21 protein-coding genes are annotated in these 21,575 nt (G+C 65.1%); 6 read left to right on the top strand and 15 right to left on the bottom strand.

The genetic code is table 11. From position 1 onward, the window contains the following. Positions 1–73: 73 nt before the first annotated feature. The 4 genes from JFC13_RS09625 to JFC13_RS09610 form a co-directional block, all read right to left on the bottom strand. Positions 74–1,624, bottom strand: a complete 1,551-nt coding sequence (locus tag JFC13_RS09625) for a mannitol dehydrogenase family protein (RefSeq protein ID WP_232488449.1) — start codon at positions 1,622–1,624, stop codon at positions 74–76. Then, positions 1,624–2,547, bottom strand: a complete 924-nt coding sequence (locus JFC13_RS09620; protein ID WP_198396873.1) for a carbohydrate ABC transporter permease — start codon at positions 2,545–2,547, stop codon at positions 1,624–1,626. The genes JFC13_RS09625 and JFC13_RS09620 overlap by 1 nt, the downstream gene beginning before the upstream one ends. Next, the gene (locus JFC13_RS09615) at positions 2,544–3,494 is read right to left on the bottom strand and encodes a carbohydrate ABC transporter permease (RefSeq protein ID WP_232488448.1); all 951 of its coding nucleotides are present in this window, start codon (positions 3,492–3,494) and stop codon (positions 2,544–2,546) included. Before JFC13_RS09615 ends, JFC13_RS09620 begins: the two co-directional genes overlap by 4 nt. Positions 3,495–3,571: 77 nt before the next feature. Further along, entirely contained in the window at positions 3,572–4,930 is a 1,359-nt protein-coding gene (locus JFC13_RS09610; protein ID WP_198396872.1) for an ABC transporter substrate-binding protein, read from the bottom strand. Between the two features lie 190 nt (positions 4,931–5,120). Here JFC13_RS09610 and JFC13_RS09605 point away from each other — a divergent pair, with 190 nt between their 5' ends. The 4 genes from JFC13_RS09605 to JFC13_RS09590 all read left to right on the top strand — a co-directional run bounded on the left by JFC13_RS09605 (position 5,121) and on the right by JFC13_RS09590 (position 10,085). Continuing rightward, positions 5,121–6,119, top strand: a complete 999-nt coding sequence (locus JFC13_RS09605) for a sugar-binding transcriptional regulator (RefSeq protein ID WP_198396871.1) — start codon at positions 5,121–5,123, stop codon at positions 6,117–6,119. Then, positions 6,119–7,789: a xylulokinase gene (locus tag JFC13_RS09600; protein WP_232488447.1), complete on the top strand. Its 1,671-nt coding sequence runs from the start codon at positions 6,119–6,121 to the stop codon at positions 7,787–7,789. The genes JFC13_RS09605 and JFC13_RS09600 overlap by 1 nt, the downstream gene beginning before the upstream one ends. A gap of 8 nt (positions 7,790–7,797) precedes the next feature. Further along, a complete protein-coding gene (locus JFC13_RS09595) occupies positions 7,798–8,895 on the top strand; it encodes an ABC transporter ATP-binding protein (protein ID WP_198396870.1) in 1,098 nt (365 codons plus the stop codon). Positions 8,896–8,957: 62 nt separating this feature from the next. Further along, positions 8,958–10,085 carry a glutamate--cysteine ligase gene (locus JFC13_RS09590; protein ID WP_198396869.1) on the top strand — a complete coding sequence of 376 codons (1,128 nt, stop codon included), beginning with the start codon at positions 8,958–8,960 and terminating at the stop codon, positions 10,083–10,085. 149 nt (positions 10,086–10,234) lie between these two features. On the opposite strand, the gene JFC13_RS09585 is transcribed toward JFC13_RS09590, so the two are convergent. The 4 genes from JFC13_RS09585 to JFC13_RS09570 are packed head-to-tail and all read right to left on the bottom strand — an operon-like array spanning position 10,235 to position 13,428. Next, positions 10,235–10,822, bottom strand: coding sequence for an NUDIX domain-containing protein (locus JFC13_RS09585; protein ID WP_198396868.1), 588 nt, complete (start codon positions 10,820–10,822; stop codon positions 10,235–10,237). Then, the gene (tsaD, locus tag JFC13_RS09580) at positions 10,809–11,888 is read right to left on the bottom strand and encodes a tRNA (adenosine(37)-N6)-threonylcarbamoyltransferase complex transferase subunit TsaD (protein WP_198396867.1); all 1,080 of its coding nucleotides are present in this window, start codon (positions 11,886–11,888) and stop codon (positions 10,809–10,811) included. The genes JFC13_RS09585 and tsaD overlap by 14 nt, the downstream gene beginning before the upstream one ends. Next, positions 11,885–12,484, bottom strand: a complete 600-nt coding sequence (locus JFC13_RS09575; RefSeq protein WP_198396866.1) for an SRPBCC family protein — start codon at positions 12,482–12,484, stop codon at positions 11,885–11,887. Before JFC13_RS09575 ends, tsaD begins: the two co-directional genes overlap by 4 nt. Next, positions 12,481–13,428, bottom strand: coding sequence for an aldo/keto reductase (locus tag JFC13_RS09570; protein WP_232488446.1), 948 nt, complete (start codon positions 13,426–13,428; stop codon positions 12,481–12,483). Before JFC13_RS09570 ends, JFC13_RS09575 begins: the two co-directional genes overlap by 4 nt. Before the next feature lie 143 nt (positions 13,429–13,571). Between JFC13_RS09570 and JFC13_RS09565 the strand changes: the two genes are divergently transcribed. After that, a complete protein-coding gene (locus JFC13_RS09565) occupies positions 13,572–14,288 on the top strand; it encodes a biliverdin-producing heme oxygenase (protein ID WP_198396865.1) in 717 nt (238 codons plus the stop codon). Positions 14,289–14,357: 69 nt separating this feature from the next. Then, positions 14,358–14,993, top strand: coding sequence for a LysE family translocator (locus tag JFC13_RS09560; RefSeq protein WP_198396864.1), 636 nt, complete (start codon positions 14,358–14,360; stop codon positions 14,991–14,993). Positions 14,994–15,061: 68 nt separating this feature from the next. Here JFC13_RS09560 and JFC13_RS09555 read toward each other — a convergent pair whose 3' ends face one another. The 7 genes from JFC13_RS09555 to JFC13_RS09525 all read right to left on the bottom strand — a co-directional run bounded on the left by JFC13_RS09555 (position 15,062) and on the right by JFC13_RS09525 (position 21,560). Further along, complete coding sequence (locus JFC13_RS09555; protein ID WP_198396863.1) at positions 15,062–15,523, bottom strand: GNAT family N-acetyltransferase; 462 nt, start codon at positions 15,521–15,523, stop codon at positions 15,062–15,064. 24 nt (positions 15,524–15,547) lie between these two features. Further along, positions 15,548–16,231 carry a tRNA (adenosine(37)-N6)-threonylcarbamoyltransferase complex dimerization subunit type 1 TsaB gene (gene tsaB / locus JFC13_RS09550; protein ID WP_198396862.1) on the bottom strand — a complete coding sequence of 228 codons (684 nt, stop codon included), beginning with the start codon at positions 16,229–16,231 and terminating at the stop codon, positions 15,548–15,550. Next, complete coding sequence (gene tsaE, locus JFC13_RS09545; RefSeq protein WP_198396861.1) at positions 16,228–16,866, bottom strand: tRNA (adenosine(37)-N6)-threonylcarbamoyltransferase complex ATPase subunit type 1 TsaE; 639 nt, start codon at positions 16,864–16,866, stop codon at positions 16,228–16,230. The genes tsaB and tsaE overlap by 4 nt, the downstream gene beginning before the upstream one ends. Next, the gene (gene alr, locus JFC13_RS09540) at positions 16,863–18,116 is read right to left on the bottom strand and encodes an alanine racemase (RefSeq protein WP_198396860.1); all 1,254 of its coding nucleotides are present in this window, start codon (positions 18,114–18,116) and stop codon (positions 16,863–16,865) included. The genes tsaE and alr overlap by 4 nt, the downstream gene beginning before the upstream one ends. A 68-nt stretch (positions 18,117–18,184) precedes the next feature. Next, entirely contained in the window at positions 18,185–19,777 is a 1,593-nt protein-coding gene (locus tag JFC13_RS09535; RefSeq protein ID WP_198396859.1) for an NAD(P)H-hydrate dehydratase, read from the bottom strand. A 10-nt stretch (positions 19,778–19,787) separates the two neighbouring features. After that, the gene (locus tag JFC13_RS09530) at positions 19,788–21,080 is read right to left on the bottom strand and encodes a M20 metallopeptidase family protein (RefSeq protein WP_198396858.1); all 1,293 of its coding nucleotides are present in this window, start codon (positions 21,078–21,080) and stop codon (positions 19,788–19,790) included. A gap of 9 nt (positions 21,081–21,089) precedes the next feature. Beyond that, entirely contained in the window at positions 21,090–21,560 is a 471-nt protein-coding gene (locus JFC13_RS09525) for a holo-ACP synthase (protein WP_198396857.1), read from the bottom strand. Between the last annotated feature and the right edge of the window lie 15 nt (positions 21,561–21,575).

The raw sequence follows: 21,575 nt of genomic DNA, 5'->3' as shown, positions 1-21,575 counted from the left end.
CTACGGTTGAACGCGCACAGGGCGTGCCACCGCTGCTTCGGACGTCGGCGCTGTTTCGGACTTCGGTGCCGCCTCAGAGCCTCTCGTGGGCGGCGAGTCGCCTGACGGTCTCCTTCGCGCCTCGTTCGTGCAGGGAGTCCAGAGCCGCCAGGTAGTGCTCGGTGAAGCGGGACTCGTCAGCCAAAGTACCGAAGAACTGCTCCTGCCGGACGAAGGCCAGGATGTCTGCCGCCTGGGACGAGGCGACCTGCTGCAGCTCATCGGCATAGCGATCGACGATGGTGAACGCCGCCCCCTGTTCATCGCTGCCCTCGGCGTAGCGAGCCCACGAAGCGCAGATCGCGGCCGAGACCTCGACCGGTGCACCTGAGGCAAGATTGTCACCGATGACGGGGACCAGCCATTTCGGAATGCGGTCGGAGGATTCGGCGCCGAGGCGAGCCAAGGTGTCGCGTATCTCGGGATTGCTGAAGCGTTCGATGAGAGAGTCCTTGTATCCGTCGAGGTCGATGCCCGGCAGCGGTTCAAGGCTCGGTGTGCCCTCCTCATCCATGTATCTGCGCAGGTAGACGGCGATATCCGGGTTCTCCATCGCCTCGTGTGCATAGGTGTAGCCCGCGAGGAGACCGAAGTAGGCCAGCCCCTGATGCCCGGAGTTGAGCAGACGCAGCTTCATATGCTCGTAGGGCCTGACATCGTCGACGACCTGGACACCGGCCAGTTCGTACGGGGGCCTGCCGGAGGTGAACCGCTCCTCGATCACCCATTGGAAGAAGGGTTCGGCGACCACGGGCCAGGCGTCCTCGATCCCGACTTCACCACGCAGGTCGGCCCGGTCGTCATCGGTGGTGGCCGGGGTGATGCGATCGACCATCGCGTTCGGGAAGGCCACATGCTCGTCGATCCAGTCGGCGAGCTCAGGGTCGACGAGCCGGGCGAAGGCACAGAACATCTTCTTCGCCACATTCCCGTTCTCCGAGATGTTGTCACACGACTGCACGGTGAATGGGGGCACACCAGCATCTCGGCGGCGGCGCAGAGCCTCGATCACATATCCGAAGACGGTGCTCGGCAGCACCCCCTCAGCCAATGCGGCCACATCGGCGACGATCATCGGATCCTCGGAGATGAACTCCCCGGTCACCGGGTTGACGTTGTATCCGCCCTCGGTGACGGTGAGCGAGACGATGCGGATCCTCGCCTCGCCGAGGAGGTCGATGAGTCCCTGCGGATCGTCGGGTCCGTAGCGGTAGTCGATGATCGATCCGATCACCCGTCGTTCGCGGGTGCCGTCCGGGTGTCTGAGTGTCAGCGAGTAGAGGTGATCCTGTCCGGCCAGTGCGTCTCGCATGCGCACATCGTGAGGCAGGACGCCGGCTCCCACGATCCCCCAGTCCGCGGCTCGTCCCGCGCTCATGAGGTCATCAAGGACCATGGCCATATGGGCCCGGTGGAAGCCGCCGACGCCGAAGTGCACGATGCCCGGAGTCACTGTGCTCCGGTCGTAGTCGGGGACGGTGACGCCGCGGGCCGCAATCCGGTCAAGGTTCGATCCGCGCAGAGGCAGCAAGTCTGAGGCTGGGCGGGCACGGTCAACGTGTGCAGAATCTGGGGAATTCGACATCACTTCACCGCACCCATCGACAGGCCCTGGACGAGTTTGTCCTGGGCGGCGATGCCGGCGACGAGCACAGGCACCGAAATGATCAGCGAGGCCGCGCACACCTGGGACAGGAACAGCCCCTGGGAGGTGACGAAGCTGGTGAGGAACACGGGCGCCGTCGATGCCGCCGTCGAGGTCAGGACATTGGCGAAGAGCAGCTCGTTCCACGAGAAGATGAAGCAGATGAGGGCCGTGGCCGCGAGTCCCGGTGCGGTCAGGGGCAGCAGAATCTGCATGAACACACGAGGAAGCCGGGCACCGTCGAGCTCAGCGGCCTCGAGCACCTCAATCGGCACCTCGGCGAGGAATGATCGCATCATCCACACGGCGATGGGCATGTTCATCGCCGAGTAGATGATGATGAGCAGGAGCCAGGTGTCGAGGATGCCCAATGCCTGCGCGACCAGATAGACGGGCAGCAGACCCGCGACCATCGGCAGCATCTTGGTCGAGAGCAGGAAGAAGAGCACATCCGACCAGCGTTGGATCCGACGGATGGCCAGCGAGTACGCGGCCATGGTCGACAGAACCAAGACGATGAGGGTGGACACGATCGCCGCAACCGCCGAATTGATCAGGGCGGGCCAGGGACTCGCGCCGCTGCCGCCGCCGAAGAAGTTGGAATAGGACTCCAGCGTCAGCGGCGCGAAGAAGCTGGGCGGGTTCGTCGAGGCGTCGGTCTCGGCATGCAGGCTGGTCAGCAGCATCCACAGCAGCGGGGACACGAAGAGGAGGCCGACCAGCCAGGCCAAGAGACCGAGCAGGACCTTGCCGATTCGGCGCTGACCCGGGCGTCTCTGCGCCCTCGCCTTCTGCCGGGAACGTTCGGCTCCTGGCGAGGCCGTGATGTCTGGGGTGGTGGCCGTGATGTCTGGGGTGCTCATGAGTTCTCCTCCTTGAGCAGAGTGGACGCGGTTCGCAGCGCGAAGGTCGCGATGACAAGTGAGGCGATGACGACGATGACGCCAACGGCGGAGGCGACTCCATAGTCTTGGGCCACGAAGAATTCCTGGTAGATGACATAGGGCAGATTCGCGGTTCCGAGTCCGCCCGAGGTCATCGTGAAGACGGTGTCGAAGTTCTGCACGATGTAGATGGTGCCGAGCAGCGCCGCGAGTTCGATATAGCGGCGCAGGTGCGGCAACGTGATGAATCGGAATGTCTGACCCGGTCCGGCGCCGTCGACCAGTGCCGCCTCGTAGACGTCCATGGGACGCGACTGCAGACCCGCCAGCATGATGAGCATCATGAACGGGGTCCACTGCCAGACGAGGACGATTCCGATTCCCAGCAGCGGATAGGTGCTCATCAGATCCGGTTGCGGGGCGTTCTCACCGAAGACGCTGGTCAGCAGCCCGTTGACCAATCCGTAGGACGGGTTGAAGATCGCATGCTTGAACAGCAGCGCCGCAGCCACGGGCACGATCAGGAACGGGGTGATCATCAGCGTGCGCACGAACCCGCGGCCGATGAACTTCCGGTCAAGGAGAAGCGCGATGGCCAGACCCAGCACCGCCGAGACCAGCACGACCGAGACGGTGAGCCCGATGGTGACGAACACCGCGCGCAGCAGGTCCGCATTCGTGAAGACGGTGATGTAGTTCTGCAGGGTGCCGAAGCTGATGTCATCGGGATAGGCGGCATTCCACTTCATGAACGAGATGACGATCGTGATCGCGAAGGGAATCTGCGTGACGAGGATGACGAAGATCAGCGCCGGCAGCATGGGGACTCGCCGCGACCACCGCTCTCGAGCGCTCGAGGATGCGGGTCTGGGCGATGTGGGCGCGGGCGCCGCCTGAGTGCGGCGATCTTGCGCAGGAGCTGACATGGACAACCTCCGGTGATGGGTGGCAGTGGGGCCGGGCGCCTGGGCGGAGACGCGAACGCCTCCGCCCGGCGCTTCTGTTACTTCTTGTACTTGTCTCCGACCTTCTCTGCTTCCTTCTGTCCCTTCTCAAGCGCCTTGTCCACCGTGGTGCGTCCGGCTATCGCCGAGCTGACGTCCTCGGAGATGCCCGTGGCCAGGTCGGCGAATTCGGGAATGGTCACGAACTGCACTCCGAGAGTCGGGCGCGGCTGCACACCGGGGTTCTTCGGATCTGCCGAGTTGATGGCGTCCTCGGTCTGCTTGTAGAACGGTTCCGCAGCCTTCTGGTAGTCCGGGTTCTCATAGGTCGAGGTGCGTTTGCCGGCGGGCACGTGCTGCCAGCCCAGTTCTTCGGCGACGGTCTCTTCATAGGCCAGTGACGAGGCCCAGGCCACGAACTGCTTGGCGGCATCCTGGTTCTTGCCTTCCTTCTGGATTCCCCAGGCCCACGTGTAGAGCCACGAACTCGACTTCGTCTCCTTCACCGGGGCGGCGACATAGCCGATCTTGCCCTTGACTGGTGAGTCATCGGCTTCGAGGGTTCCTGTTGCCGCCGTCGAGTCATACCACATCGCCACATTGCCCTGCTGGAGGTTGGTCAGACACTCGGTGTAACCGGCCTGTGGTGCTCCCGATTCGCCGTGGTCCTTGATGAGATCGACGTAGAAGTTCGTCGCCTCCTTGAACTCCTTGGAATCGACCTGTGCGTCCCAGTTCTCATCGAACCAGGTTCCGCCGAAGGTATTGACCACAGTGGTCAGGGGCGCGAACATCTCTCCCCATCCGGGCAGGCCGCGCAGGCAGATGCCCTTGGTGCCCTTCTCGGCACCGTCGACCTTCGCTGCCAGATCGGCGACCTCGTCCCAGGTGGGATTCTCCGGCATCGTCGCGCCAGCCTTCTCGAAGATGTCCTTCCGGTACATCAGGAAGGATCCCTCCCCGTAGAACGGCTCTCCGTAGATCTTGTCCTCGTAGGTCATCGATTCGGCCATCGGGGCGAGGATGTCGTCCTGATTGAATCCCTCGGCATCGACGACGCCTTCATCCATCGGGGTCAGCCACCCGTTCTCGGCGTAGGTCGGCACTTCGTAGTTCGACATCGAAGCCACGTCGTAGTTGCCGGCCTGCGCGGAGAACTCCTGCCCGATTTTGGCGCGGACTTCGTTCTCCGGCAGCACCGTGTAGTTGACCTTGATGCCGGTGTCACTGGTGAAATGATCCGCGGTGAGCTTCTGCAGGTCCTGCATCTGCGGATTGTTGACCATGAGAACGTTGACTTCTTCGTTGCCCCCGCCGCTCGAACTTCCCCCGGCGCCACCACACCCTGCGAGTGTGAGTGCTCCGACCACTCCGATGGCCGCCGCTGTGACAGCCCGGCCCGTGATCTTCTGCTTCATCGTAATTGCCTTCCCTCGTCATTGCGGGATTGCTGCCCGCCATCGGGTGTGCTTGACGAAATACATATGAGCATCCGTGCTCACATGTGCAATACTGTGTCATAATCTGATCAGATGTGCAATAGATCACATATGAGTGGCAGACTGGTCGCTGTGAGTGTGGTCTCCGTGAGTTCGTAAGGGGAGAGTCATGAGCACAGCACCCACCGCCAGACACCGCCGGTTCCTGGCTCAACTGGCCAGAGAGCATTATGTCCAGGGCAGCTCGAAGGTGGAGTTGGCCAAAGCGCACGGACTCAGCCGGTTCCAGATCGCTCGTCTGCTGCAAGAGGCCGTTGACAGCGGAGTCGTCACGATCTCGATCGAAGCCGATGCCGCCGACGAGGACGGCAGAGCCGAACGGCTCGCTGCCGCGCTCGGGCTGAGGTCGGCCGTCATCGTCGAGTTCGAACACGAGACCCACGCCGCACAGCGAATGGGTCGTGCCGCGCTTTCCTACGTCGATCGTCACGCCCGCCCGGGGATGCGCATCGGACTGGCCTGGTCGCGCACACTCGACGCAGCAGCAGAATTCGCCCCCGCACTCCCTCGCTGCACAATCGTCCAGCTCGCCGGTGCGCTTCAACTCGGTTCGCATCGGCCCAGCGCCGGGATCTTCGCTCGGTTGGGACAGGATGCCGCCGTGACCATGGTTCGACTGCCGGCGCCCCTGCTGGTCACCGAGGCGGATACCGCGGCAGATCTCAGTGCTCTGCCCGAGATCTCCAGTGCCCTCTCTGCCGCAGACGATCTCGACCTCGCGGTCATCTCGGTCGCCGCGTGGGCGCAGGAACAGTCCTCGGTCTGGGAGAAATGCAGCCCAGAGCAGCGAGCGGCAGGGCTGGCCGATGGTGCGGTGGCCGAAGCCTCCGGGCGCCTCTTCGATGCTGCCGGGGCCGAGGTCGACACGATCGACGATCGTGTCATCGCCGTCACCTTGGACCAGCTGCGCAGCGCAGCGACCACCGTCGGTGTGGCTCGCGGAGCACAGCGCGCCGAGGCCGTCCGTGCAGCCTGCGCCGCCGGAATCCTCGATGTCGCCATCGTCGACGAAGCGCTGGCCCGAGAGATCCTCGACAGCCCGGTGCCCGGGGCACAGGACGCCCCGCAGACTCAGATACCGGTAGCCGCGCGGACCGAGGAGCCGTGATGGCCGCCGACCTCGAACCGCGCGAACTGGTCGCCGGCGTGGATTCCTCGACCCAGAGCTGCAAGGTCGTCATCGTCGATCCCGCCACAGGTGAGGTTCTGCGCAGCGGATCGGCCCCGCACCCCGTCGGGACGGAGGTCGATCCCGAAGCCTGGTGGTCGGCCCTGCAGGAGGCGATCTCTGCCGCAGGTGGATTCGCTGACGTCGCCGCCGTCAGCATCAGCGGACAGCAGCACGGCCTCATCACTCTCGACAGTCACGGGCAGGTCATCCGCGACGCTCTGCTGTGGAACGATCTGCGCAGCGACGCGGCAGCACGGGCACTCATCGCCGAGATCGGAGCAGATGAGTTCGTCGACCGGGCCGGCATCGTTCCTGTTGCATCCTTCACCGGGGCCAAGCTGCGGTGGCTGCGCGATCATGAACCCGACAATGCCTCCCGCGTGGCAGCCGTGGCACTGCCCCACGACTGGTTGACCTGGCGGCTGTTGGGCTGCGGACCAAGCAGCTCATCCGCCCCACGGGGCCCTGACCTCGAGGCGCTCGTCACCGATGCATCCGACGCCAGCGGAACTGCGTACTTCTCCGCGATCACCGGTCGCTACGACTTCGAACTCTTCCACGCGGCATTCGGCGCCACAGCACGGGAAGCAGCCGGACCCGATGCCCACTGGGACCCCGACAGCACACCACATACCGCTCCCGTCGTCCTGCCTCGTGTCCTCGGGCCCCACGAGAGTGCCGGTCACACCCCCGAAGGCATCCTCGTCGGCCCCGGCGCCGGGGACAATGCGGCGGCGGCACTCGGACTCGGAGCAGGCCCGGGCGATGTCGTCATCTCGATCGGAACCTCGGGCACAGTCTTCAGTCCGACGCGACTGGAGATCAACGATCCTTCGGGAATGGTCGCCGGATTCGCCTCGGCCGACGGTGGGCGCCTTCCGCTCGTCGCCACGCTCAATGCCGCCCGCGTCCTCGACTCCGCGGCAGTGCTGCTGCGCGCCAGTCATACCGACGTGGCTGCGCTGGCACTGGCCTCGGCACCTGGGGCGAACGGCCTCACCCTCGTCCCCTATTTCGAGGGCGAGCGCACCCCCAATCTTCCGGATGCGACAGCCCGTCTGGAGGGGATGACCGTGGCGAATTCGTCCCCGGAGAATGTCGCTCGGGCGTTCGTCGAGGGCATGCTGTGCGGACTGGCCGACGGACTCGAGGCGGTGCTGCGACAGGGCCTGAGCGTCGAACGGCTGCTCCTCATCGGCGGGGCAGCCCGCAACCCAGCAGTGCGAGAGGTGGCCAGAGATATCTTCACCGTTCCCATCGACGTCCCCGAACAGGCCGAGTACGTGGCCATCGGGGCCGCCCGGCAAGCGGCCTGGACACTGACCGGAACCTCGCCGAGGTGGCAGGTCGAGCTCGTCGCGACTCTGCACCCGAGACCATCGCGTGTACGCGAGCAGTACCGCTCTTACGCCCACACCAGCGTCGCGCCCGATGCCAGCGTCGCGCCCGATGCCGGCGTCCCTCCCGATGCCGGCGTCGCGCCCGATGCCGGCGTCAACGGCGACACAGCTACCACCACAATCACCGGCGACACCACTCGCGCCGACGAGAACTCAGACAATGATCACCGCGGATCGTCGGGTGCCCATACACCCGTGGAAGGTTGAGATTCACCATGGCAACAGTCACTTTCGATAAGGCAATGCGTCAGTACCCTGAGGCGCTGACTCCATCGGTCAACGAGATCAGCCTCGATATCGCCGATGGCGAGTTCCTCGTCCTGGTCGGTCCCTCAGGCTGCGGAAAGTCCACGACTCTGCGCATGCTCGCAGGCCTCGAACCCGTCGACGGCGGGCACATCAGAATCGGCGAGGACGATGTCACCGGGGTCTCTCCTCGCGAACGCGACATCGCGATGGTGTTCCAGAACTATGCGCTCTACCCACATATGAGCGTCGGAGAGAACATGGCCTTCGCTCTCAAGATCGCCGGTGTGGGCAAGGCCGAACGCAATGAGCGAGTTCGTGAGGCCGCTCAGCTGCTCGACCTCGAACCCTACCTCGATCGGAAGCCGAAGGCCCTCTCCGGCGGGCAACGGCAGCGCGTGGCCATGGGACGCGCCATCGTGCGCTCTCCGCAGGTGTTCCTCATGGACGAACCGCTGTCCAACCTCGATGCCAAACTGCGGGTCCAGACACGTGCACAGATCGCCTCCCTCACCCGCCGCCTCGGCGTCACCACGGTCTACGTCACCCACGACCAGGTCGAGGCGATGACGATGGGCGATCGCGTCGCAGTGCTCGCTGACGGAAGGCTGCAGCAGGTGGACACTCCGCGGGCCCTCTACGACCGCCCCGCCAACCTCTTCGTCGCAGGTTTCATGGGCTCTCCGGCGATGAACCTCATTGACCTTCCGCTCCAGGATGGGGCGCTGCACCTCGGCGAGTCCGAGATCCGATTGAGCCGCGCGCAGCTCTCGGAGCTCACAGCTGATCGGGTGACGGCCGGAATTCGACCGGAGGACTTCCGCATCGAGCCGACCGGCGGCTTGGAAATCAGTGTGGATCTGATCGAAGAGCTCGGTGCCGATGCCTACGTGCATGGTCGGGCGACGACCGGCAGCGATGACAAACTGATCGTCGCCAGGGTCAGTGGGCGCACGGGCGTGGCCAGAGGCGACATGGTCAGAGTCGTCCCGGAGCTCTCGCGCCTCCACCTCTTCGATTCGCAAGCCGGTGCACGACTGTCTGACGAGAGTGAGCATGCGGCCTGAATGTGACGGCCGATAAACGGTCAGAAGCCAGAAAACCCGGCGCGGAATACTATGATCGACCCATGGTCGATTTCGCACGCTCACCCCGCTCCACCATCGGAGTCGAATGGGAACTGGCTCTGTTGGACGGAGACAGTCTTGATCTGACTTCCGCCGCGGAGGTTCTCCTCGCCGATGTCGCGCAGCGTGCACCCGAGTTCGAGAAGCGGATCGTGGGTGAGATGCTCACGAACACGATCGAACTCGTCACCGGTGTCCACAAGCAGGTTTCCGGAATCGCCGAGGATCTGGCCGCGTCCATGGGTGCCCTGCGCACGCTCACCGAGGACCGTGGGATCGAACTCATGTCCGCCGGCACGCACCCGTTCGCCCAGTGGCAGTCCCAGGAGGTTCGCGCCAAGGATCGCTACCTCGAGCTCGTCGACCGCACCCAGTGGTGGGGTCGGAACATGCTCATCTTCGGCGTCCACGTCCACGTCGGAATCGACTCCCGCGACAAGGTGCTGCCGATCGTCAACGCCCTCCTCGCCTACGTCCCCCACCTTCAGGCGCTGAGCGCATCATCACCCTTCTGGGGCGGGACCGACACCGGTTACGCGTCGAACCGGGCGATGATGTTCCAGCAGCTGCCGACCGCGGGACTGCCGTTCCAGTTCGAGGCGTGGTCGGACTACGAGAAGTACGTTGCCGACATGCTCACCACCGGCATCATCGACAACATCAATGAGATCCGCTGGGATATTCGTCCCGCCCCGAATTGGGGAACCGTTGAGGTCAGGGTCTGCGACGGCCTGCCCACGCTCGAGGAGATCACTGCGATCACGGCCCTCATCCAGTGCATCGTCGACGACTTCTCCGCTCGCCTCGATGCCGGTGAGACCCTGCCGACGATGCCGGACTGGTTCCACGACGAGAACAAATGGCGTGCCGCCCGTTACGGCATGGACGCCATCATCATCGAGAACGCCGAAGCCGATGAACGCCTGGTCACCGAATGCCTGGCCGATGAGGTCACGCGCCTGGCCCCGGTGGCACAGCGACTGGGCTGCGTCGACGAACTGAACTCCATCACGTCGATCATCGACCGTGGTGTGCCCTACCAGCGGCTGCAGAACGTGTTCACGGACAGCGAATCACTCACCGAGGTGACTCGTTCCCTGATCAGCGACCTGCGCACCTCGTATACCTGAGGTCTTCGGACCGCGAGCCCACCGCACCCTCCCACCGATAAACGGGTCAAGCGTCGAGATACGCACGCCCAAACGCGTTTATGGACGCTGGCCCCGTTTGTCGATGAAGCCGTCGTCGGGGTCCGTTGCAGCCCGTCAGCGGCCGCGACTCACAGGTAGGGGCGCAGGAGCTCCAGCAATTCCGGCAGGGACGCAGCGACACCGGAGTGCAGCTTGAGATCCGTGAGCTCGTCGATCGGCACCCAGGCGAGCTCGATGCTCTCAGGATCGCTGATAACCGGTTCGAGATGACGCAGGGCCCGGGCGATGACCGTCGTGTACGACCAGTCCCCGAGGTCGAGGACATGGGTCTCGAGGACTTCGATGCCCGAGGCGTCACTGTCGGGGACACCTGCTTCTTCCCAGGACTCGCGGACGGCCGCGTCGAGAGCGGATTCGCCCAGGTCACGGGCGCCGCCGGGGAAGCCCCAGGTTCCTCCCTCAACCGACCACAGGGCGCGGTGCTGCATGAGGATCCCCTGCGCAGGGTCAAGCAGCATCAGCCCTGCTGCCCCGTTGAGCCCCCAGTGCTTCTTCCCGTCCGAGCCGAGAGTCCATCCATCGCCTGATCGCCGAGGCGGCAGGTAGTCCGGCAGATCCTTCGAGTTCGGACCGTACGCGGTCTCATCGCGTGAGGCACCGCTGCGTTCGTGTGTGTAGGCGTTCTGGTCGCCGGCGTTCGGGTCAGACGAGGACATGATCGACATCCAATGAAGAGACTGCGGCAAATGACAGGTCGCTGGGTCCGATTCCACGGCGGACGAGTTCGGCACCGAGAGCTGCGACCATGGCTCCGTTGTCCGTGCACAGACTCAACGGCGGTACCCTCAGCTCCACCCCCGCCTCGGCGCATCTGGCTCCGAGGACAGCGCGCAGGTGGGAGTTCGCGGCGACTCCCCCGCCGAGGACGACGTGGCTGATTCCGGTGTCGGCCGCCGCCAGCAGGGTCTTGGTCGCGAGGACGTCGACGACGGCGTCCTCGAATCCTGCTGCGATGTCGGCGACCCGCAGGTCCGTTCCCAGTGTTTCGGCCTTCGTGACTTCCCGCAGGGCGGCGGTCTTGAGTCCGGAGAACGAGAAGTTGAAGCGACGTTCGGGATCGCGCAGATCCTGCTTCTTCGCCAGTCCGCGGGGAAACTTCACGGCGGTGCGGTCACCGGGAATTCCGCTTCCGTCGAGCTGCCCGAGAGCGGCCTTGGAGATGTTCGGCCCACCCGGGTAGTTGAGCCCCAGCAGCCGTGCGGTTTTGTCGAAGGCTTCGCCGGCGGCATCGTCGATCGTGGCGCCGATGAGTTCGATGTCATCGACGACATCGCCGATGCGCAGGATCTCGGTGTGCCCACCGGAGACGAGGAGTGCGATGGTCGGCGTGGTCAGGCCGTCGACGTCGGTGGCGATGAGGTCCACCGCCACATGTGCGGCAAGGTGGTTGACCCCGTAGAGCGGCAGGTTGAGCGCCGCGGCGAGGCCCTTGGCGGCACCGACTCCGACCATCAGCGCACCGCTGAGGCCTGGGCCAGCGGTCACGGAGATGGCGTCGAGGTCACTCAGCGCGATGTCTGCCTGATCGCAGGCCGAGGCGATGGCCGGTCCGATGGCCTGGACGTGTGCGCGTGAGGCGACCTCGGGGACCACGCCGCCGAAGCGTACGTGTTCATCCATCGAGGAGGAGACCGTGTTGGTCAGCAGCGTCCGGCCCCGAACGATTCCGACTCCGGTCTCGTCGCACGAGGATTCGATGCCCAGCACCAGGGGTTCGCTCATGCCTCGTTCGCCCCGTCCTCGCTGTCGTCGACTTCGCTGTCCTCAAGTTCGAGGTCCGCATAGAGTGCGAGCAGTTCTGCCTCCTCGACCTCGACAGCTTCGAGTCCAAGTGCCCGAGCGAACAGGCGCATGTGGGTATCCCACATCGGGCCGAAGTCCGCGGCTTTGAGGCGCGCGCTCTCAGCGTCGGGCGCAGACTGGGTGAAGACCAGAAGGGTTGCGTCCCCGTCTGTGAGCTCAAGAGCAAGCAGTTGGATTCCCAGCACGCCGAAGTCCTCGAGTTCGACGAGAACATGATCCTCGACCTCGTAGCTGAGGATCTCGCCATGCAGCTGGGTTTCTCCGAGGTCGAACGTGATCGCGGGGTTGGACTCTCCACCGTCGCCGGCAGCGTCATCGCTGTCATCGCCGCCGGTCTTGGCACTGTCAGTTTCGCCAGCTGCCTCGCCGATTGCGAAGGAGGCGAACCAGGAGCCAGCGGTCTCACTGTCGACGAGCTTGGACCAGACGGTCGCAATGTCGACCGCCAGCGGCAGTTCGATGACAAGATCGGTGCCATTCTCCCATTTCACAAGGCGTGGACTCGTGCTCGTCATGCTTCCACCCATGCTTCGTTGAGGGCCGTGATCTCGTCCTCGGCCAGCTGCAGTTCGGTTCCCGCGAGCAGCTCCGTCAGCTGCTCGGGCACCCGCGCCGAGGCGATGGTGGAGGGAATGAAATCGTGTGACAGCTGCCAGGCCAGTGTGGTTGCGGTCATGGTTGCGTTATGCGCCGAGGCCACGTCATCGAGGATTTCGAGAGCCCGAAGCGCCTCTTGGTTGTCGAGGAAGTCGGCGACGCGTTCACCGCGCACGCTTCCGGTGGAGTCTCCGCCGGTGTGCTTTCCCGTGAGGAATCCCGAGGCCAAGGAGTGGAATGGCAGTTCGGCGATGCCGTTGGACCGCAGGTAGGCCTGCTTCTGTGCATCCACCGCGCTGCGGGCCACGAGGTTGTACCGATCCTGGACGACGCGGTAGCACGCCAGTGAGTACTTCGCGCTGATCTTCATCGCCGACTGCAGGCGATCCAAGGTGAAATTCGAGGCGCCGAGGTAGCTGACCTTCCCGGTGCGCACCAAGGCGTCGAAGGTCTCCGCCACCGCCACCTGATCGACGCTCTCGTCGTCGACGTGGGCGTAGTAGACGTCGACGTGGTCCGTGCCGAGACGACGCAGGGAGGAGTCGATGCACTTGCGGATATTGGCGGGGTCGAGCCCCTTGTGCTTCGGGTGCATTCCGACCTTGGTCGCGATGACCATGTCATCTCGGTTGCCACGCGAGGCCATCCATTCGCCGATGATGGTCTCCGACTCACCGCCGGAGTTGCCGTCGACCCACACGGAGTAGGCATCCGCTGTATCGATGAAGTTTCCTCCCGCCTCGGCGTAGGCGTCGAGGACTGCGAAGCTCTGATCCCGGTCTGCGCCCCAACCGAAGGGATTGCCTCCCAGATGCAGAGGGTGGACCATCAGATTCGTGTCAGCAAGTTGCACTCTTTCCATGGCTCCAGCCTACCCTTTGGCAGGGGGCGGCGGCGGTATGGGGCGCAGGTTAGGGCAGGCTCGGCTAAGATGAAAACAAGTACTGTAGTAGCCCTGACCATCACGACACTTCCGGATCATCGATCTCTCAATGAGGAAACATCATGACTGAACTATTCTCAGCTCGCCTCAAGGCCAGCACAGCCACGATCCACGACGAGGTCGAGCACACGAATTTCATGGTCGATCTCATGGAGGGCAGGCTCGACGCACGCGCCTACGCCCTCCTGCTCAAGCAGTACACGGTCATCTACGCAGCACTTGAGGCGAAGTCCCGGGAGTTCGCCGAGGGCCCGATCTTTGCCCCTTTTCACGACGCGAATCTGTTCCGAGCTGAGCGCATCGTCCGGGACCTGCAGGAACTCACCGGCTCGGAGGAGTTCGCGCTCAACGACGTCGACCTGCCCATCACCCGCAGCGCCGAAGCATATGCACAACATCTGGGCCAACTCGACAAGCCTGAGCAGGTCATCGCGCACCACTACACGCGCTACCTCGGCGATCTCTCCGGCGGGCAGGCCATCGGAGCGCTCATGGGCAGACACTACGACATTCCTGCCAGCGCACTGACGATTTGGGACTTCACCGAACTCGGCAAGACGAAACCGTACAAGGACTCCTACCGTCTGCGCCTCAACGACATCGCAGGCACCGGTGGGGACGAGCAGACCGTCATCGATGAGACGATGACTGCGTTCGAACTCAATGGCGAACTTCTTTCGGAGCTGACGTCTCTGTCGACCCGTCCCGCTGCTGCCGGTCCCACTGCCACCCGTCCCGCGGCTTCGCCTGTCTCGGCAGCTGTGCTCGGCCGCTCCTGACGGCGGGACCGGAGGATGTAAGCTGAATCCGCTTCCCCGCTGCAACGACGAACAGTTCGAGAGACAGACATGGATTCACACCAGCTTTTGGCATGGGCCCTTGTGGCCGTGATCGGGGCTGCCACACCCGGGATCGATCTCATGATCGTCCTCAGGTCAACGCTGCTTCACGGCAGGCGCTCCGGCTTCGCCGCCGTCATCGGAGTCGAAATGGGCCACGCCGTCTGGGCGATTGCCAGCCTCATCGGCCTCACAGCCCTGCTGGCGGCGTCCACCGTCGCCTACGATGTGGTGCGGATCGCCGGAGCCTGCTATCTGGTCTGGCTCGGATGCACCGCGATCTGGAAATCGCTGCCCCGCAACCGAGCAACGGCCACCGAGGCTGACGATCTTCCCTCCCAGAGCGCTGTCAGTGCGGTCCGCAGCGGCATGACCAGTAACCTCCTCAACCCGAAGGTCGGGGTCTTCTACATCAGCATCCTGCCCCAGTTCCTGCCGACAGTCCCGACGGCCGCCGGATGGGGTGTGCTGCTCGTGGCCATCGCACTGACAATCGGCACAGTGTGGCACGCCGCCATCGTCCTTCTTGCCACCCGTACCCGCGGCATCCTCACCCGTGAACGAGTCAAGATCTGGCTCGATCGCACGAGCGCCGCGGTGATGATCGCACTCGGAGTGCGGCTGGCGACCGAAGCTCGGGCGTAGACCGACCACTGTGTGTGGCCTGCCGACTGCACGCAGCTTGAGTCCGTGAGCGCCTCGGCGACTCCGACTTATGGGCGGAAGCGCATGAGGATCGCGTCGGCACCCGGGTAGTAGTCGGGGCGTCTGCCCCATTCGAAGAATCCGAAGGAACGGTAGAGGCCCAGTGCCGGTTCGTTGTGCTCATCAACCTCGAGGTGCACGACCTGGGCCCCTCGGCTCAGTGCCCAGTCGATCCCGGCCTGGAGCAGCCGGCGAGCGATGCCCTGACCGCGTCCGACCTCGGTGGTGGCAATGGTCATGACGTCTGCTTCACCGCCGGCGGCTGACATGACGATCCACCCGGCCAGCGCCGAGGTGGAGGTCCGTGCCGCGAACATCGCCGTTCCGGCCTGAGCCTTCACAGCCCAGTAGTACGTCAGCGTCCACGCGGTGGGGCCGAAGATGGCGGCATCATGGTCCGCGACCTCGTCCAGATCCCACCAGCGCAGTTCGTCGATGCCTGCCTGTTCGTGCGGCGCGCCCGTGCTCATCTCCCGGCACTCATTTCAGTGGCCTCATTTCAGCGTGCTCTCCCGCACCGGTGTGGACTTGGCATCGGGTTCGCGCAGGTATTCGGGAACCGGTTCGGCCAGCTCTCGCCCGGCCGCGATCTCGCTGGCTGCGGCGAACGCGAGGTACTCGGCGCGTGGGTCGACGATCGCAGGGAAGCCGGACTGCCCGAGGACCTCGGGATAGAGGAGAAAACCGCGGCCGAGGCGGCCGCTGATGTCCGTCTGGCCTTCAGCGGCGAGGACATCGTCGACCTCGGCAGGCTTCGCAACGAAGGGTCCGGCCTGCAGCGACGCGTCTGAGCTCTCGTAGACGCTGAAATAGACTTCCTTGCGTCGTGCATCCGCGGCGATGAGCACCGGCCCCGTGGTCTGAGCATTCGTTCGGCGCAACTCCTCGGCGAGCGCGGCCTGAGACAGAAGGCCCCTGACCGGGATCCCACGAGCCTGACCGACCGCGATCGCTGCGGCGATGCCCACGCGCAGCCCGGTGAATGGTCCCGGACCGATTCCGGTGACGACGAGGTCCGGCTGGGCCGAATTCGCAAGCACCTTGGCCAGAGCGGGTCCGATGAACTCGACGTGTCTGCGCTGGTCATCGGCTTGCTCTGCCGCCAGGACGGTCCCGGATTCGGTGTCGACCAGAGCCACCGAGGCGGCCTGGGAGGTATCGATGCTGATTATGATCACTGGCGCTCCTCCTCGTCGGCGGACCCATCTGACCCGTCGGATTCGCTGACCTCGATCGCATCTGCCAGGGCCCGGAGCGAGTCTCTCACCTGCTGCAGCCGTGCATCCCAGGAGCTGCCGTGGCCGTGCAGTTCGACAAGGCGGCGTTCGTCCTCGTCGGCGTCATCCTCAGCGGCATTCTCGGCAGCCTCGTCGGCGTCATCGTCGGCAGTCGCGTCGCCTTCGGCCCCGCTGCCGTCGGCGGCGAGGTCGAACATCGGCGTGATCGTGAGATCGAGATGGTCGGAGCTGAGCTGCTCGGCGAGTCCGGCACCCCATTCGACGACTGTGATCGACTCTTCGAGCTCAGAATCGAGATCGAGATCCCCGAGCTCCTCCGCGTCGGAGAGCCGATAGGCGTCGACGTGCACCAGAGCGGGACCGTCGCGGAGCGAAGGATGCTCCCGCGCAATGACGAACGTCGGTGAGGTGATGCGCCCGGCAACACCCAATGCTCGTCCCAAGGATTGAGTGAACGTCGTCTTCCCCGCGCCGAGGTTGCCGCTGAGGATGAGGAGATCTCCTGCCCGCAGGTACCCGGCGAGCGCCTCGGCGAAGGTCCTCATCTGAACAAGTGACGAAAGCTGGAATTTCATCGCGACACCGTACCTCCGGCCTCGAGGAAGCTGTCCCTCTGCGCTTCCGTGCTGCCGTCGACCTCAACACGGTCGACGCGCTCACTGATGCGGGTGACGACCTCGTAGTTGATCGTATCCGCCCAGGTCCCCCATTCGGCCGCGCTGGGACCGTCGGGGCCGAAGATGACGACCTCATCGCCGATGGCGACCTCCCCGGCACCGACCTCGACGATCATCTGATCCATCGCGATCCGTCCGACGACCGGATATCGGGTGCCGCGGATGGAGACCTCGGCCCTATTCGATGCCGAGCGCGCGATTCCGTCCCCATAGCCGCCGGGGACCAGAGCGAAGCGGGTGTCGGCCGCCGCGGTGAAGGTGAGCCCATAGGATGCGCCGTGACCGCTGGGGATGTCTTTGAGGTTGACGATCTGGGAGACCAGTCGCATCACCGGCACCAGTCCCAGATCCTGCGCACTCTGATCGTCGAGCGGGGAGAGACCGTACAGTGACAGGCCCACCCGAGCCGAGGTACCCGGGAATGGTGAGAGTGTGAGCGCGGCCGGTGAGTTCGCAATGTGGACCTCGAGTCGATCCGATTCGCCGAGGCGGCCCTGGGCCTCGTCGAGCACCGCCGTGAGCTCCCGGTGGGCCGAGTCGAAGACGTGCGTCTGCTGCGCGGTCTCGACACGTTCGGGTTCGTCCGCGACGGCGTAGTGGCTCATGATGCCCACGATCTCAAGACCCGGGGCAACCGCACTCGCATCGGCCTCATCCGACTCGAGACCGGCATCCAGGCTCCGCAGCTTCTCGAGTGCACGCTTCCAGTCCGCAGGAGCCAGGCCGTTGCGGCCCAACCCGGTGTCGACCTTGAGGTGGAGGCGGGCGGTGGTGTTCGTGCGGTGGGCGGCGTCGCGGAGCCGGTCGAGGCTGTCCACAGTGGACACACCCAGCTCGATTCCAGCGGCGACGGCAGCGTCGAGGTCGGTGGTCGGTCCGTACAGCCATGCTGTGATGGTGACCTCGTCTCCCAGCAGCTCGCGCAGTCGCAGCGCCTCGCTGATCGTGGCCACACAGAAGTCACGCCAGCCAGCGGCGAAAAGCGCCGGCGCGACGATGTCGATGCCGTGCCCGTAGGCGTTGGCCTTGACGACGCATTTGAGTCGGGCAGGCGCAAGCCGTTCGGCGAGGAGTGCGGCATTGGCCTGCAGTGCGGCCACGTCGATCTCGGCCCTGACCAGTGCCCCTGAGGAATCGGTTGATGTCACCGGATAAGAATACCGTGGACTCTCGCCTGCCATCAGGACAGGGGCCCGCCATTCGGACAGGGACCTGCTCACTCGATCACGGACCCCTTGTGGATGAGCTCCCCTGCCACCTCGGCGACGGCATCGGCGAGTGCTCCGGCGTTCACGGCCCGTCGACCCGCAGCATTGTGCACCAGCACGCCGAGTCCGACGATGTGGGCCAGTTCGCGTTCCGGCAGCGCTGGCTCATGCTGATGCTTCGCGTGGAAGGTCGCGACCAGGGCCCCGATGATCCCGGCCAGCACGTCCCCGGACCCCGCGGTGGCCAGGCTGGCCGGTCCGACCTCGGGGAGCACGCAGAACCCGTCCGGGGCGGCGATGACGGTCTGGTGTCCCTTGAGCAGGACGATGCAGCCGCTGGACTGTGCGGCTCTCTGCGCCCAGCCGATGGGGTCGGCGTTGATCCGGCTCGAGGTGATGATCTCGCCGAGGAGGCGGCTGAGCAGCCGAGCCAGCTCACCGGCGTGCGGCGTCAGGACCACTGGTCTCTCGGCCAGCCATGTGCCCTTGACCGATTCTGCGCGCCCGACCATGTCCAGTGCCCCGGCGTCGAGGACGACGGGAACGTTCGTGTTCGCCAACGCGTCGACGCAGGCGTGGACGTATTCGTCCTCCGGGTTGCCTGGGCCCATGACCACGGCGTTCATGCGGCCCGAGGCGGTGACCACCTCGGCGTGGAGGCCGATGACGTATTCGGCGACCATCTGGGATCCCAGGGACCGGACCATGCCGACCCCGCAGTTGACCGCCGAGGTGGTGGTCAGCACTCCTGCACCCGGGTACTCCTCGGACCCGGCGAGGATGCCGACGACTCCGCGGGAGTATTTGTGGCCATCCGCTTGGGGGCGGGGGAAGTCCGCGTTGAGATCATCGGCGTCGACAACCTCGGCGGTGGCCTGGTCCTCGTGCAGTTCGAGGCCGATATCGACGAGATGGACGGTGCCGGTGAATGCGGCGACGCGGGGGTCGATCAGCTCGGCTTTGAGTCCGCCGAAGGTCACGGTGTGGTCGGCGTGGATTCTGTCTTCGGAACCTGCTTCGGTAGGGGACAGATCAGACGGGATGTCGACAGCGATGAGCGTCTGTGTGGTGGACGTGCCGTTAGAGTGTCGCCAGTCGCGGATGAGCGAGGCGATGTGCTCGGGCAGGCCGCGTCGGCCGCCGGTGCCGAGGATGCCGTCGAGGATGAGGTCGGACCGGGAGAGTTCCCGCAGCACATCGGCGCGCAGATGTGCCCCAGCCTCGGCACTGCACTGGCCGGCCGCCTCGACGCTCGGGTCAGCGGTCTCGTCCGAACTCGGGAAGGCGATGACACCGGCTCCCGCCCGACGAGCCGCGGCCAGTCCCTCCTCGTGGGTGCGCTCGAAGAATGTGACGACAGTGATGTGGGCCCCGCGCCGGGCCAGCGCCGCGGCGGCGAAGAGCGCGTCTCCGGCGTTGTTGCCGGGACCGGCGAACACGCACACACGGGAACCGAAGATCTGACCTCGAGACTCTCGCAGCACATCGGCGCAGAAGTGGGCCAAGGCGCGAGAAGCGCGAGCCATGAGGTCGACGCCCGCGTCGAGAAGGGGTCGTTCGGCCTCGACGATGACGGTGCTGGGAGAGGCGAAGACTGACATCAGTGCCTCCTCAGTCCTGGGCCAGACGAGCGAGCCTGCGCCCGGCCAGGTGGGCCAGGAACAGTGCCTGATCGGCCAGTCCCTCGTCGCTGTGACGGGCTCGGGGCGAGTGGTTGGCTTCGCGTTCCTCGACGGGCAGGTTCGGCAGGGCCACACCGAAGTGGCCGTACGCGCCGGGAACCTGTTCGAGCACGCGGGAGAAGTCCTCGGAGCCGGGGATCGGGTTCGGTCTGACAACGGCGCGGTCGGGTCCGAAGAGATCGGCGAAGGTTTCGAGGAAGAAATCGGCTTCGTCGTCATTGTTGATCGTCGGCGGCAGCACTCGCTCGTAGTCGACCTCGGCTTCCAGGCCGTGGGCGGCGACCAGTTCGGTGACCAACTGCGGCAATTCAGCCTCGGCTCGTGTGGTGACCTCGTCGGAGAAGGTGCGGATGCTGACGACGAGCTGCGCGAAGTCGGGGATGACGTTCGGGGCGGTGCCGCCGTTGAACTGGCCGACGGTGATGACCAGGGGGTCGAAGATGTCGAAGCGCCTGGTCACGTATTCCTGGAGCTGACCCACCAGCATCGCACCGACCTGGATGGGGTCGCGGCCGGTTGCCGGGCGGGAGGCATGGGTGCCCTTGCCGCGGACGGTGATGGACATCTTCGAAAACGCCGCCATGTACGACCCTTGTCGGCAGTAGGCGACGCCGAGGTCCTGGTCTGCGGAGACGTGGATGCCGAAGGCGGCCTTCACCCTGGGACCCGCGGCGTCGAGGACGCCCTCATCGATCATCTTCCCGGCCCCGTCATAGCCTTCTTCGCCGGGCTGGAACATGAACACGACGTCTCCGGGCAGGGAATCCCGGTCACGGTGGAGAAGTTTGAGGGCACCGACCAAACCGGTCGTGTGCAGGTCGTGGCCGCAGGCGTGCATCTGCCCGGTCGTGGCCGCGAAGTCGAAGCCTGTCGCCTCCGGCACGGGCAGGCCGTCCATGTCTCCGCGCAGCAGCACCGCGGGGACGACACCGGTCGAATCGTTCTTCCGCTGGCCGCCGCGGAGGACGACGACGAGCGAGGAGAGCCCGTTGCCCTTCGTCACCTCGATGTCGAGGCCTTCGATGGCGTCGAGGACAAGTTTCTGGGTGATGGGCAGATCAAGCCCCACCTCGGCGTTCTCATGCAGTGCCCGGCGCAGAGCGACCAACCCGTCCGCGATGTCTGCTGCGTCCTCAGCGGTAGGCAGGTGAACGTCGAGGCCGGTGGTGGCGGTGCCGGCGATTTCTGTGTGGGAAGTGTCAGTGTTGGAAGGAGAGCTCATGGTCTGAGTCTATTGCCGACCACGCCGAGGTGGTGCCGAAGTCCGGAAGCCATCTGCCAACCCGAAATGCTCCGCGTCCCAGTCCACGCCAGGACTCAGCGATGGCCCTTCGCCTTCGACGATGACGAAGGTCATGGTGAGGTTCGCATCATGGGTGATGGAGAGGTGGATGTTCGTGGCGCCGATGCGGTGGAAGTGTTCGAGCACGAGACCCCGCAGGCGGAATGAGGGCGCACCGGACCTGGCGGGGACCACCTCGGCGGATTGCCAGGGCAGCCACCCGGGGAAGCCGATCGCCTTCTTCAGAGCCTCCTTGGCGGAGAATCTCGCCGCCAAGGAGGCATCCGTCCGGCGCTTGCCGGTGCGCCCCCGCTGTTCGGCTGGGGTGAGCAGACGATCGAGGAGCTCGGGGACCCGCTCGATGTGCTCGGCGAAGCGCGGCACATCTGCGATGTCGGTTCCGATTCCCAGAATCGCCATATCTCTCCCCTTCTC

Origin of the sequence: Brevibacterium antiquum (assembly GCF_016107655.1) — a bacterium.
GTDB classification, from domain to species: Bacteria; Actinomycetota; Actinomycetes; order Actinomycetales; family Brevibacteriaceae; genus Brevibacterium; species Brevibacterium antiquum.
The sequence above is the reverse complement of the archived record's forward strand: the minus strand, read 5'-3'. Positions and strand labels throughout refer to the sequence as shown.

Coding starts and splice junctions, on each gene's coding strand:
- JFC13_RS09625 (WP_232488449.1), bottom strand. CDS start 1,624: ATGTCGAATTCCCCAGATTCTGCACACGTTGACCGTGCCCGCCCAGCC.
- JFC13_RS09620 (WP_198396873.1), bottom strand. CDS start 2,547: ATGAGCACCCCAGACATCACGGCCACCACCCCAGACATCACGGCCTCG.
- JFC13_RS09615 (WP_232488448.1), bottom strand. CDS start 3,494: ATGTCAGCTCCTGCGCAAGATCGCCGCACTCAGGCGGCGCCCGCGCCC.
- JFC13_RS09610 (WP_198396872.1), bottom strand. CDS start 4,930: ATGAAGCAGAAGATCACGGGCCGGGCTGTCACAGCGGCGGCCATCGGA.
- JFC13_RS09605 (WP_198396871.1), top strand. CDS start 5,121: ATGAGCACAGCACCCACCGCCAGACACCGCCGGTTCCTGGCTCAACTG.
- JFC13_RS09600 (WP_232488447.1), top strand. CDS start 6,119: ATGGCCGCCGACCTCGAACCGCGCGAACTGGTCGCCGGCGTGGATTCC.
- JFC13_RS09595 (WP_198396870.1), top strand. CDS start 7,798: ATGGCAACAGTCACTTTCGATAAGGCAATGCGTCAGTACCCTGAGGCG.
- JFC13_RS09590 (WP_198396869.1), top strand. CDS start 8,958: ATGGTCGATTTCGCACGCTCACCCCGCTCCACCATCGGAGTCGAATGG.
- JFC13_RS09585 (WP_198396868.1), bottom strand. CDS start 10,822: ATGTCCTCGTCTGACCCGAACGCCGGCGACCAGAACGCCTACACACAC.
- tsaD (WP_198396867.1), bottom strand. CDS start 11,888: ATGAGCGAACCCCTGGTGCTGGGCATCGAATCCTCGTGCGACGAGACC.
- JFC13_RS09575 (WP_198396866.1), bottom strand. CDS start 12,484: ATGACGAGCACGAGTCCACGCCTTGTGAAATGGGAGAATGGCACCGAT.
- JFC13_RS09570 (WP_232488446.1), bottom strand. CDS start 13,428: ATGGAAAGAGTGCAACTTGCTGACACGAATCTGATGGTCCACCCTCTG.
- JFC13_RS09565 (WP_198396865.1), top strand. CDS start 13,572: ATGACTGAACTATTCTCAGCTCGCCTCAAGGCCAGCACAGCCACGATC.
- JFC13_RS09560 (WP_198396864.1), top strand. CDS start 14,358: ATGGATTCACACCAGCTTTTGGCATGGGCCCTTGTGGCCGTGATCGGG.
- JFC13_RS09555 (WP_198396863.1), bottom strand. CDS start 15,523: ATGAGCACGGGCGCGCCGCACGAACAGGCAGGCATCGACGAACTGCGC.
- tsaE (WP_198396861.1), bottom strand. CDS start 16,866: ATGAAATTCCAGCTTTCGTCACTTGTTCAGATGAGGACCTTCGCCGAG.
- JFC13_RS09535 (WP_198396859.1), bottom strand. CDS start 19,777: ATGTCAGTCTTCGCCTCTCCCAGCACCGTCATCGTCGAGGCCGAACGA.
- JFC13_RS09530 (WP_198396858.1), bottom strand. CDS start 21,080: ATGAGCTCTCCTTCCAACACTGACACTTCCCACACAGAAATCGCCGGC.
- JFC13_RS09525 (WP_198396857.1), bottom strand. CDS start 21,560: ATGGCGATTCTGGGAATCGGAACCGACATCGCAGATGTGCCGCGCTTC.